The sequence below is a fragment of the Paraclostridium benzoelyticum genome (assembly GCF_001006285.1).
In the GTDB taxonomy this organism is placed as follows: Bacteria; Bacillota; Clostridia; order Peptostreptococcales; family Peptostreptococcaceae; genus Paraclostridium; species Paraclostridium benzoelyticum.
On the sequence record NZ_LBBT01000016.1, the window covers coordinates 1 to 10,037 of the forward strand.

The 10,037-nt window shown below is 28.2% G+C and carries 10 protein-coding genes; 8 read left to right on the plus strand and 2 right to left on the minus strand.

The window, feature by feature from the left end; genetic code table 11:
- Positions 1-27: 27 nt before the first annotated feature.
- The 5 genes from VN21_RS00735 to rbr all read left to right on the plus strand — a co-directional run bounded on the left by VN21_RS00735 (position 28) and on the right by rbr (position 3,636).
- Positions 28-831 carry an ABC transporter permease gene (locus VN21_RS00735; protein ID WP_046821578.1) on the plus strand — a complete coding sequence of 268 codons (804 nt, stop codon included), beginning with the start codon at positions 28-30 and terminating at the stop codon, positions 829-831.
- Complete coding sequence (locus VN21_RS00740) at positions 818-1,840, plus strand: ABC transporter ATP-binding protein (protein ID WP_046821579.1); 1,023 nt, start codon at positions 818-820, stop codon at positions 1,838-1,840. Before VN21_RS00735 ends, VN21_RS00740 begins: the two co-directional genes overlap by 14 nt.
- Positions 1,841-1,876: 36 nt before the next feature.
- Positions 1,877-2,488 carry an NUDIX hydrolase gene (locus VN21_RS00745; protein ID WP_046821580.1) on the plus strand — a complete coding sequence of 204 codons (612 nt, stop codon included), beginning with the start codon at positions 1,877-1,879 and terminating at the stop codon, positions 2,486-2,488.
- A gap of 81 nt (positions 2,489-2,569) precedes the next feature.
- On the plus strand, positions 2,570-2,914 hold the full coding sequence (locus VN21_RS00750; protein WP_046821581.1) for a rhodanese-like domain-containing protein: 345 nt from the start codon (positions 2,570-2,572) through the stop codon (positions 2,912-2,914).
- 185 nt (positions 2,915-3,099) lie between these two features.
- Complete coding sequence (gene rbr, locus VN21_RS00755; RefSeq protein ID WP_046821582.1) at positions 3,100-3,636, plus strand: rubrerythrin; 537 nt, start codon at positions 3,100-3,102, stop codon at positions 3,634-3,636.
- Positions 3,637-3,740: 104 nt separating this feature from the next.
- Here rbr and VN21_RS00760 read toward each other — a convergent pair whose 3' ends face one another.
- Complete coding sequence (locus tag VN21_RS00760; protein WP_046821583.1) at positions 3,741-4,796, minus strand: NAD(P)H-dependent flavin oxidoreductase; 1,056 nt, start codon at positions 4,794-4,796, stop codon at positions 3,741-3,743.
- Positions 4,797-4,950: 154 nt separating this feature from the next.
- On the minus strand, positions 4,951-6,357 hold the full coding sequence (locus VN21_RS00765) for an MATE family efflux transporter (protein ID WP_226896654.1): 1,407 nt from the start codon (positions 6,355-6,357) through the stop codon (positions 4,951-4,953).
- A 207-nt stretch (positions 6,358-6,564) separates the two neighbouring features.
- Between VN21_RS00765 and VN21_RS00770 the strand changes: the two genes are divergently transcribed.
- The 3 genes from VN21_RS00770 to VN21_RS00780 all read left to right on the plus strand — a co-directional run bounded on the left by VN21_RS00770 (position 6,565) and on the right by VN21_RS00780 (position 9,944).
- On the plus strand, positions 6,565-7,485 hold the full coding sequence (locus VN21_RS00770) for a ribonuclease Z (RefSeq protein WP_046821584.1): 921 nt from the start codon (positions 6,565-6,567) through the stop codon (positions 7,483-7,485).
- 78 nt (positions 7,486-7,563) lie between these two features.
- Positions 7,564-7,860, plus strand: a complete 297-nt coding sequence (locus tag VN21_RS00775) for a rhodanese-like domain-containing protein (protein ID WP_052951931.1) — start codon at positions 7,564-7,566, stop codon at positions 7,858-7,860.
- Between the two features lie 293 nt (positions 7,861-8,153).
- Positions 8,154-9,944 carry an aminopeptidase P family protein gene (locus VN21_RS00780; protein WP_046821586.1) on the plus strand — a complete coding sequence of 597 codons (1,791 nt, stop codon included), beginning with the start codon at positions 8,154-8,156 and terminating at the stop codon, positions 9,942-9,944.
- The last annotated feature ends 93 nt before the right edge of the window (positions 9,945-10,037 follow it).

Consider the following 10,037-nt stretch of genomic DNA (forward strand, 5'->3'; position numbering starts at 1 on the left):
AAAGAAAAATAAATTATAGGTGATCGTATGAAGAAACAATTAAAAAATCTAATCATAAATATAATATTAATTTCGTTATTAATGCCTTTAATAATACTTTTTATTTGGGCTATATCTTCATCGTGGGTATTTCCTAAAATTATACCAACTGAGTTTTCGCTGAGAGGTTTTGAATACATTTTGAATGGTGAAAACATAAGAGTACTAATAAACAGCATACTTATATCTATATCAGTTGTAGCTTTAACTATGATTATATGTATACCAGCATCTAAGGCGATAGCACTTTATGAATTTAAAGGTAAAAAATTATTCGAGTTATTAGTTTTATCTCCTATAATAATACCTGTCATATCTGTAGCTATGGGAATACAATTAACTTTTATTAAGATAGGATTAGCAAATACTGTACTAGGAGTGATTATTATAAATGTAATTCCATGTATACCATATGGAGTTAAAATGATAACGGATGTGTACAAATTAATAGGTGGTAAATATGAATTACAAGCTAATATGTTAGGGGCTAAAAAATTAGATACTTTAAGATATGTTACAATTCCGCTGATACTTCCAGGTGTAATAGGAGCATCTAGCATGTGTTTTATAATATCTTTTAGTCAATATTTTTTAACTTTATTAATAGGTGGAGGAAGTGTAATTACGTATCCTTTAATAATGTTTCCTTATATACAAAGTGGAGATAGGATGATATCTTCTATATATAGCATAGTGTTTATATTAATAAGTTTGATTGTAGTAGCTTTGATGGAATGCAGTATACGCAAGTACTATAGTAATGATAAGGAGATAAAAAATGTCATCAGTTAAAATTGTTAACTTAACAAAACAATTTAACAATGTAAGTATATTAGAAAATATAAATTTAGAAATAAGTCAAGGGGAGTTAATAACTCTTCTTGGAAAATCTGGTTGTGGGAAAAGTACGACGCTTAAACTAATAGCAGGGCTTATAAATCCAGAAAGTGGGGACATTTTATTTGATGGAAAGTCAGTTTTAAATTTAAAAACACAGGATAGAAATGCAGTAATAGTATTTCAAGACTATTCTCTATTCCCACATATGAATGTATTTGAAAATATAGAATTTGGACTTAAAGTTAACAAAATAAATAAGAATTTACGAAAAAATAAAGTTTTAGAACTTATAAACTTAGTGAAATTAAAGGGGTTAGAAGATAAATATCCCAATGAATTATCTGGAGGGCAACAGCAAAGAGTTGCGATTGCAAGGTGCCTTGCTGTTAATCCTAAGATATTATTGTTAGATGAGCCATTCTCAAGTTTAGATATAAATTTGAGGGGGGAAATGAGAGAGTTTATCTTAAAAATACAAAAAGACTTAGAAATAACTACTGTATTAGTGACTCATGATAAGGAAGAGGCACTAATGATGAGCGATAAGATAGCAGTTATGATAGATGGACGTATAGCTCAATTTGATACTCCAAGAAATTTATATGAAACCCCGAATTCAAAAGAAGTGGCAAATTCTTTTGGAGAAAGGAATTACATCATTGGAGATATAGATAATGGTCAATTTAAATCTAGTGTATTAAATTTGGATTTGAACGTTAAAGAAAGCATAGATAATGTAGAACTAATGATTTCAAAAGAGGATATAAATATATGTGATTTAGAGTATGAAACAGGAATTGAAGGTACGGTTGAAAGTAAGATTTATGCAGGAGACATAACGTATTATAATGTGAAAGTTAAAGGAACATTATTAAAAGTGAGTTCTAATAATGGTTCATATGAAAAAGGGGAACATGTAAAATTAGAAGTGAATCTTAGAAATGTAGTATACTTTAAATAGATAGTATTTATACATTAAAACTAATGGAGGTGCTTTATGGTAGACAATAGAATAAAAAAATTAAAACCACTTGCTGAAACTAAATTTTTAAGCATCTATGATGCAACATATACTAATAAATTAGGAAATGAAAATCACTGGATGATAGCATCTAGAAAAGGATATGAAAATTTATCACAAAAATATTTCAAAGGTAAAAAAGATGATGTAGATGCTGTTGTTATAGCCGCGTTTCATAAGGAAATTAAAAAGTTAGTAATTGTCAAACAATTTAGAGTGCCATTAAATGATTATGTATATGAACTGCCAGCTGGATTGGTAGAGAACAATGAGCATATAGATATTGCAGTAAAAAGAGAGTTAAAAGAAGAAACAGGACTTAACCTGTTAGAAATAAACAAAAACTTAGGGAACAATCAATTATACTTATCTCCAGGTATGACTGAAGAAAGCGCGAGTCTAGTTTACTGTTTATGTGATGGTGAATTAAGTACTGAATATTTAGAAGAAGAAGAAGATATTAAACCTATGTTAGTTAGTAGGGAAGAAGCTAAAAAACTATTAGATAAAAATGTGAAAATGGATATAAAAGCATTTATGACATTACAAAGTTTTGTTTTATTTGGAGATGATTTTTTAAAGTTTTAATTATGTGATAAAGTCACAGAAAAAAAATTATTAAAATTATAGAATGAGTTTAATAATTTTAATAGGGTAAAGGAGTACTTTATGGGATTTTTATCAAACTTATTTAAAAATAACAAATACAAAACTATAAATGGGAATGAACTAATTGATTTATTAACAAATAATAAAAATTGTATAATAATAGATGTGAGAACTGCTCAAGAATTTAAAAGTGGACATATAGAAAAAGCAAAAAATATATCTGTTAGTGATTTAAGATCGAAAATTAATTCAATAATAAAATACAAGCATAATGATGTAGTTCTTTACTGTGCTTCTGGGGCTAGAAGTAAGTCTGCAGCCAATTTTTTATACAAAGAAGGGTTTGAAAATATATACAATTTAAAAGGGGGGATGAGTTCCTATCTAAATGCAAAAAGAAAATAAAGAAGATGATTTAATTAAATCATCTTCTTTATTTTATATTACAAAAAAACTATTAAATAAAAAATGCAAATAAAGTAGTAATTCTTACTATATTGACTAAGTTCGACTAATGGTATATAATACCACCTGTAGAGGGTTAATGAAAACGTACCCCAACAAATATAGTTAATATTTGGAGGCTAGCTATGGATATAAAAGGGACTAAAACTGAAAGAAATTTAGCTACAGCTTTCGCAGGAGAATCTGAAGCTAGAAATAAATACAGTTTTTATGCATCACAAGCAAAAAAAGAGGGCTATAATAAAATAGCAGATTTTTTTGAAGAAACTGCAAAAAATGAAATGGCACATGCAAAAATGTGGTTTAAATTACTTCACGAAGGAATTAAATCAACAGAAGATAACTTAAAAGATGCGGCAGCTGGAGAACATTATGAATGGGTAAGTATGTATGAAAAGTTTGCACAAGAAGCAGAAGAAGAAGGATTTGATCAAATAGCATTCTTATTAAGATCAGTAGGTGCTATAGAAAAAGAACATGAAAAAAGATATAATGAACTACTTAAGGCTTTAGAAGATGATAAAATTTTCAAAAAAGATGAAGTTGTAGAGTGGAGATGTCAAAACTGTGGACATTTACACAAAGGGATAGATGCACCAGAAGTTTGCCCTGTATGTCAACATCCAAAGGCATTTTTTGAAATAAAAGCTGATAAGTTTTAATATTGTTAATTTTAAATTTTAGGTTTATATACATATTATGTAAGAAGAAAATATAGATATAAAAATATGGGTGTTTCTATTAGAAACACCCATATTTAAGTTTATTATAATTTAGATGTTAACTCATCAATAACTTCCGATACATTTTTTAAACGATCAACCTTGTAAGCATTACTTCCGCAAAATAATAGACCGTTTTCAATATCTCCACGAACTGCATCTATAAGTGCCTTAGAAATACAATAAGGGGTACTACTTGGATTACAAGGGATTAAGCAATTATAACATTTTTTAATTTTTCTACCTTCAGAGCTAACTGACTTAATAAAACTATTATCAATTGCACGCCCAGGCATTCCAACCGGGCTTTTAACTATCTTTATATCGTCTTGACTAGCATTTACGTAAGTCATTTTATAGTCATAAGCAGCATCACATTCATGAGTAGCTACAAATTTAGTTCCCACTTGAACCCCGCTTGCACCCATATCTATGTATTTTTTTACGTCGTTACCTGTAAATATACCACCAGCAGCTACAACAGGAATATTTTTATTAAATTTCTCTCCATAGTTTTTAGCTATATCTAATATTTTAAGAAACTCACCATCATAATCTATATTATCTATATTATCTAACTCATCATTATGATAACCTAAGTGTCCACCTGCTTTAGGACCTTCAACTACTATTAAGTCTGCAGTAGTACTTTCCTTTCTATCCCACATTTTTAAAATAACTCCTAATGCCTTAGACGTTGAAACTATAGGCGCTATTTTAACAGAACTACCTTTAACAAGTTTCGGTAGAGCTGTAGGAAGTCCTGCTCCAGAAATTATTAAATCTACTCCTGATTCGATACAAGTTTTGACATGATCTTCGTAGTAATTCATGGCAACCATAAGATTTACACCTATTATACCACCTTTAGAAATTTCCTTTGCTTTTAATATATGTTTTTTTAATGCTCTTAAATTAGCTTTAAGAGGATTTATTTCAAAATCATCTTCGTCATAACCTACTTGTGCACCGGATATAACTCCAACACCACCACAACTAGATACCGCACCTGCAAGAGATGATCTAGAGACACCAACTCCCATTCCACCTTGGACTACAGGCACTTTAGCAATTAAATCTCCTATTATTAATGGTTTCATTAATTTCCTCCAAAAAAATAATTTTACTAGATTATTATATTAAGTATTAGTACCTAGTAATAATTAAATTATACTATAAAATTAGAAATAATCAATCAGTATTTTAAAGTACAAATAAAAAAGCAAAATACTCTTTAAGAGAGCATTTTGCTTTTTAATCAGATTTTGTTGATGCAAACTCAGGATTAAACTTTTTGTTAGAGGATAGGTCGCTTTCCTTGAAGCTAATAACGGATTTGTTTTTCCAATATCCTTTTTTATAATATATTCCTGTAACAATTAATCCTACACACCAACCAATAGGAATTCCCATCCATATTCCGTTGACACCAAATATTGATGATAATAAATATGATGCAGGAATTCTGGCTATCCATAACGATATCATAGAACTTATCATTGCAAACATTGAGGCACCAGCACCACGGATTGCACTAGTTAACATAAATGATGTTCCTATAAATATGAAAAATGGACCTATAGTAAGTAAATACCTAGAGCCTATAGAAACTACCTCAGGATCAGTATTAAATAGTTTTATTAAATTTTCTTTGAATAATAAAAATACTATTAATACAAATATAGATATACACAAAGCCATAGTAATAGAAGATTTTACACCTTTTTTTACTCTATCAACTTTTCCAGCCCCTATATTTTGGGCAACAAAAGTAGATACAGCACTGCCTAAATTCATAATAGGAAGTGATATGAAAGTTTCAACTTTAGATCCAGCACCAAAGGCAGCCATGGCAGATGTACCGTAACCATTAACTAAAGATTGGAGTGTTATATTTCCAATAGAGAATAGTGTTTGTTGAATGGCGGAGGGTAAACCTAATTTTAATCCAGTTTTAAATATTATAGAGTCGTACTTCAAATTTCTAATTCTAATTTTTAAGATTTCATGACGTTTATTAAGATATATTACACTAAATATAAATGCTATAGCTTGAGCGATTATGGTAGCAAGTGCCACACCATTTACACCCATATTAAAATAAATTATAAATACAACATCTAGAATTATATTTAAGATAGTAGCTATTATTAAAAAATATAATGGATTAGTAGAATCACCAAGACCTCTTAATATAGCACACACTGAATTATACCCAGTTGAAAAAATTGTTCCGGCAAAGATTATAACTAAATAGCCCTTACATAGTTCAAAAATTTCACTTGGAGTGTTCATAATTTGAAGTATTTTACCACTAAAAAGAACTCCTATTAAAGTTATAAAAAATGAAGCTATAAAAATAAATACATATGTAGTATCTATTGCAGCTTTAACTTTAATCATATTTTTAGAACCATAATATTGGGATATAAGAATTGAAAAGCCTAGGGTTATTCCCATTAAAAAAGAAGTAAGTAAAAACATAATTGGATTTGCGCCAGATACTGCTGCCATAGCATTTTTACCAACACACCGTCCAACTATAATACTATCAGTTGTATTGTATAATTGTTGAAATAAACTTCCTATTAGCATTGGGAGGGCAAAATTAAATATACATTTACTTTCATTTCCAACTGTTAAATCTTTTATAAATATCACCTCGATTTATTAAAAATAAGTTATTAATAATATAGTAACAAATATTTAGAATATTCTCTATATAAAGTTGGTTTTAAAATTAAATACTTGAATTAACATATACTTAGCAGTATATAATAAATACAAAGATTAAATTGCTATTTTGCTAGATATTCGATTTAAAAGACTTAAAAGTAGTATATTTTAACTGTTAAAAGAGGTGATAATATGGTTGAAATAACTTTACTAGGTTGTGGTGGAAGTATGCCAGTACCAAATCGGTACCTTTCATCTTTGCTTATAAATTATAGAGGAAGAAAAATACTTATAGATTGTGGTGAAGGAACTCAAGTTTCTATGAAAATTGCAAATTGTGGATTCAAAACTATAGATTATATTTGTATAACTCACTTACATGGAGATCATATAATTGGGCTTCCAGGCATATTATCTACAATTGGGAATTGTGGTAGAACAGAAATGTTAACAATAATTGGGCCTAAAGGAATAAAAGAGGTTATAGAGGCCTTTAAATTAATAGTAAAAGAACTTCCATATGATATAAATATAATAGAAAATCCTAAAGAAGATATATTAGTAAGTAATAATTATATTAATAAAGACATTATTATATCAACTTTAGAGGTAGAGCACTCAACTCCATGCATTGCATATAGTTTTTATATAAAAAGAAAAGCTAAGTTTGACATGGAAAAAGCAATAAAAAATAATGTACCAAAAATTCTTTGGAGTAAACTTCAAAATGGAAGAGAAATAAAATTAGAAGGAAAGATATATACAAAAGATATGGTTTTAGGCCAGCCTAGAAAAGGAATTAAAATAAGTTTTGTTACAGATACAAGGCCAATAAAAGCAATTATGGACTTTGTAGATAATAGTGACTTATTGGTATGTGAAGGTATGTATGGAGATGATTGTGACTTAGAAAGGGCTATAAAAAATAAACATATGACATTTAGAGAAAGTGCAACAATCGCAAAACAGTCAAATGTAGAGACTATGGTTTTAACACATTTTAGTCCGATAATAAAAGATCCTAATATATATATTGAAAATGCAATGGAAGTGTTTGAAAACACAATAATAGGAACTGATAGATTAAAGTTGAATTTGCTCTTTAAAGAATGACAATTATAGTATTGAAGTTTTAATAATTTTTACATGGGTATATAATAAAATATTAAAACATACATCATGGAGGGCATTATGAATTTTACAGATATAGATAATGATAAGTTAAAAGAATTAGTCGAAGATAAAAATACATTGTTAATTGATATAAGAACGAAAGAAGAATTTGAAAAAAACCATATAAACAGTGCTATTAATATACCTTTACATGACTTGATGTACAATATAGATGAGATTGAAGATTTTAAAGAAAAGAACATAGTGGTGTACTGTAGAAGTGGACATAGAAGTATTACAGCATGTAACTTATTAGAATTAGAAGGATTTAATAATATTTATAATTTAAAATATGGAATTTTAAGTTATAAATAGCTAATTTGAAACGAGTAGATAAGCATAAATCTACTCGTTTTGAATTTTTTAGTATCGATAAAAAATATTAAATATATATAAAATTTTTATAAAAAACATTGAAAACGATGTCATGAGATGGTAAAATTTATTTTAATAACAAATGAAAATTGAAAAATTATAACTTTATCAAAGGAAGTTTAAGAAATATTTAACAAAAAATATTATGAATTTACATAAAAAAATTTAGGTTTTAACAAAGAGGTCTTAATCTCTTTATAAACATATATAAATATAACTTAGGGGGCTTTAATATGATAAAAGAAAGATTATCTATGCTTAGAAATTATATGAAACAAAATGGTATGGATGCATATATAATACCATCTTCAGACAATCACCAAAGTGAGTATGTGGGAGATTACTTCAAAAGTAGAGAATTTATATCTGGATTTACAGGTTCAGCAGGTACTGTAGTAGTAACTATGGATGAGGCAGGACTTTGGACAGATGGAAGATATTTTATACAAGCTGAAAATGAATTAAAGGGAAGTAGTATAAAATTATTTAAAATGGGAGAAGAAGGAGTTCCAACTACTGAAGAATACATATTTAATAATGTAAAAGAAGATGGAGTATTAGGGTTTGATGGTAGAGTTATATGTGCTAGAGAAGGGCAAAATTTAGAAAAAAAATTATATGAAAAAAATATTAAAATATCATATGAGTATGATTTAATAGATAAAATTTGGGAAAATAGACCATCTTTATCTAATGAAAAAGCATTTTTATTAGATGTTAAGTATGCAGGCGAATCATTTAGTTCAAAGTTAAATAGAGTTAGAGAAGTTATGAAAGAAAAAGGAGCAACAACTCATGTAATAACAACTCTTGATGATATAGCGTGGCTATTTAATATAAGAGGTGGGGATGTTAAATTCAACCCTGTAGTATTATCTTATACTTTAATAACTTTAGATAAAGTTTACTTATTTGTAGATGAAGTTAAGCTAAATGAAGAAATATTAAGTGAATTAAACAAAGAAAATGTAGTTATAAAACCATATAATGAAATATATGAATTTATAAAAGAATTAAATAAAGATGAAACAATATTATTAGATTCAACAAAAATAAACTATGCTATATTAAATAATATACCTGATGACGTTAGAAAAATAGATGAGTTTAATCCAACTATGTTTATGAAAGCTCAAAAGAATAAAGTTGAGTTAGAAAACATAAGAAACAGTCATATAAAAGATGGTGTAGCATTTACTAAGTTCATGTATTGGTTAAAAAATAATGTAGGAAAGACAGAGATATCTGAGTTAAGTGCTTCACAAAAACTAGAAGATTTAAGACGTGCTCAAGATGGATTTATAGAACCAAGCTTTGGTACAATAGCTGGATATAGAAAACATGCGGCTATGATGCACTACAGTGCAACTCCTGAAAGTGACTATAAATTAGAGCCAAGAGATTTATTTTTAATAGATTCAGGTGGTCAATATTTTGATGGAACAACAGACATAACAAGAACTATTGCATTAGGTGAAGTGAGCGATGAACTTAAAACACACTTTACAGCAGTTGCAAGAGGTATGATAAACTTATCAATGGCTAAGTTTTTACATGGAGTAAGAGGATATAACTTAGATATACTAGCAAGAAGACCAATGTGGAATATGGGAATAGATTACAAGTGTGGAACAGGTCATGGTATAGGTTTCTTATTAAATGTACATGAAGCTCCAAATGGATTTAGATGGAGAATAGTACCAGATAGATTTGATAGCGCTGAACTTGAAGAAGGTATGGTAACAACTAATGAGCCTGGAATATATGTTGAAGGGTCTCATGGAATAAGGATAGAAAATGAATTAGTTGTTCAAAAAGCAGAGAAAAATGAATATGGACAATTTATGGAGTTTGAAGTTGTGACATTAGCACCAATAGATTTAGATGCAATAGTTGTAGATGATATGAATAGAGAAGAGAGAGAATATTTAAACTGGTATCATAAATTAGTTTATGATAAAGTATCTCCTTTCTTAACTAGTGAAGAACAAGCATGGCTAAAAGAATATACTAAAGAAATATAAATACATGTTTTATATCAAAAGGATATGGCTAAAAGTCATATCCTTTTATTTTTATGTTAATAAAAAAATATCGGTATAAATAAAAAAATAATA